Here is a 1612-nt window from a genome sequence, read left to right on the forward strand (position 1 = left end):
CCGCCCTGGCGCTGCTCGCCATCGGCATCACCCTCATCCTCGGCACCGCCGCCTTCGCGCACGGCGACGAGGACCACGGCGAGCCGATGCGGGGGGCCGCCCTGATCGAGGCGCGGGCCCCCGGCTCGGCTGACCTCGCCCAGCGCCTGCCCGACGGCTCCGTGTTCGTGCCCAAGCCCACGCAACGGCTCCTCGTCCTGCGAACGACCATGACCGAGCAGGGCAGCTTCCACCGCTCGGTCGAGCTGCCGGGCCGCATCATCCCGGACCCGAACGCCAGCGGCGTGGTGCAGTCCTCGGTCGGTGGCCGGCTCGCGCCACCGCCCTCCGGCCTCTTCCCACGCCTCGGCACCAAGGTGCGCAGGGGCGACGTGCTCGCGACCGTGACGCCGCCGGTCCAGGCCGTCGACGTCTCCGACATGCGCCAGCGGCAGGGCGAGCTCGACCAGCAGGTCGCCATCGTCGAGCGCCGGGTCGAGCGCTATAAAAAACTCGCCACCACCGGCGCCGTGGCCCAGACCCAGCTCGACGACGCGGTCGCGGAGCTGAACGGCCTGCACGACCGCCGCGCCGCCCTCGACAAGATCCGGCAGCAGCCCGAAACCTTGGTGGCGCCCGTCGACGGCGTGGTGGCGCAGGCCGCGGCCGTGGCCGGGCAGATGGCCGCGCCCGGCGCGATGGTGTTCCAGATCGTCGACCCGAACCGCCTCTGGGTCGAGGCCCTCAGCTTCGACGCGCTGACCGCGGCGCAGAACGCCACCGCCCGGCTCGCGGATGGCCGGACCCTCAAGCTCGCCTACCAGGGCACGGGGCTCGCCGACCGCAACCAGGCTATCCCGGTGCAGTTCGCGGTCCTCGGCGACGCCGCCGGCCTGCGCGTCGGGCAGTTCGTCACGGTGCTGGCCGGGACCGAGACCGAGCAGGCCGGCCTGGCGCTGCCGCGCTCGGCCGTGGTGCGCACCGGCAACGGGCAGGACGTCGTCTACGAGCACACCACCGCCGAGCGCTTCGAGGCGCGGCCCGTGCGGGTCGAGCCGCTCGACGGCGCCCGCCTGCTGGTGGCCGAGGGGATCGGACCCGGCAAGCGGGTGGTGACCCAGGGCGCCGAGCTCCTCGACCAGGTCCGCTGAGGAGGCCGGCCATGTTCACCGTCCTCGTCAGCCAGTCGGTCCGCAACCGCCTGCTCGTCCTCGCGCTCGCCGCGGTGCTGGTGCTGTACGGCGCCTTCACCGCCACCAAGCTGCCGGTCGACGTCTTCCCGGACCTCAACAAGCCCACCGTCACCGTCATGACCGAGGCGGAAGGGTACGCGCCTCAGGAGGTCGAGCAGCTCGTCACCTATCCCATCGAGACCCGGATGAACGGGTTGCCGGGTGTCACCCGCGTGCGCTCGGTCTCGGGGGTCGGGCTCTCGATCACCTACGTCGAGTTCGACTGGGGCACCGACATCTACCGCAATCGCCAGCAGGTTGCCGAGCGGCTGTCGCTGGTGCAGGACCAGCTGCCCCGCGGCGTGACCCCGGTCATGGGGCCGATCTCGTCCATCATGGGCCAGATCCTGCTGGTGGCGGTGACGGGCGAGACCGCGACCCCGATGCAGGTGCGCGAGGTC

General features: G+C 72.8%; 2 protein-coding genes. Both read left to right on the plus strand.

The window, feature by feature from the left end:
• Positions 1-1130 (plus strand): efflux RND transporter periplasmic adaptor subunit (locus MFF42_RS25350; protein ID WP_238258739.1); only part of this gene is annotated, 1130 nt, incomplete at its 5' end.
• Between the two features lie 11 nt (positions 1131-1141).
• A partial coding sequence (locus MFF42_RS25355; protein WP_238258740.1) for an efflux RND transporter permease subunit occupies positions 1142-1612 on the plus strand: 471 nt, incomplete at its 3' end.

Source organism: Methylorubrum podarium (assembly GCF_022179745.1).
GTDB classification, from domain to species: domain Bacteria; phylum Pseudomonadota; class Alphaproteobacteria; order Rhizobiales; family Beijerinckiaceae; genus Methylobacterium; species Methylobacterium podarium.